The following is a 497-nucleotide window of genomic DNA, read 5'->3' as shown; positions in this document are numbered from 1 at the left end:
CCAGTAAGCAGCAGAAAGCGGATCAGAAAAAGCCGGATAAAAAACAGGAGCAGAAGAAACAGGAGGTTTCGGCAGACGAAGGTGTTGCCGGGCAGCTAATGCTGGATTTTGTCGCGGAGGTGAAAGCAGGATGAGGTTGAATAAGAGAGCTTGCCGAAAGCTTGCTGATCCGACATGGAAGATGAATTTGAACAGTGGTTTGTTCTGTGCAGACCAGCTTCAGTATATTGTGAGGTCGGCGGTAAGGAATGTGGACCATCAGAGAGTCCTTATCTTGTATGTCTATGACAGGGAGCAGGTGAACGTGGGAGAAACCCGTCCGCTGTGGACCGTGTTTCAGAGCCGTGAACAATATATCACTTTAGCGCGGCGTGAGGATGGGGCAGTCTATTGGAGAAAAGCAGCCTTTGATAATTTAAGCAGGCAGCCATCTTTCAGAAATAAATGTGCGTTCTATTCCTTGAATGATGAAAAGAAAGTTATGCGATTTTGCAAAG

General features: G+C 46.9%; 1 pseudogene. It reads left to right on the top strand.

Annotated features, from left to right (window positions below):
* Positions 1–130: 130 nt before the first annotated feature.
* A pseudogene (locus tag ACLTD4_RS31345) lies at positions 131–497 on the top strand (hypothetical protein); the annotation flags it as partial.

This window comes from Hungatella sp. (assembly GCF_046966825.1).
The sequence above is the reverse complement of the archived record's forward strand: the minus strand, read 5'-3'. Positions and strand labels throughout refer to the sequence as shown.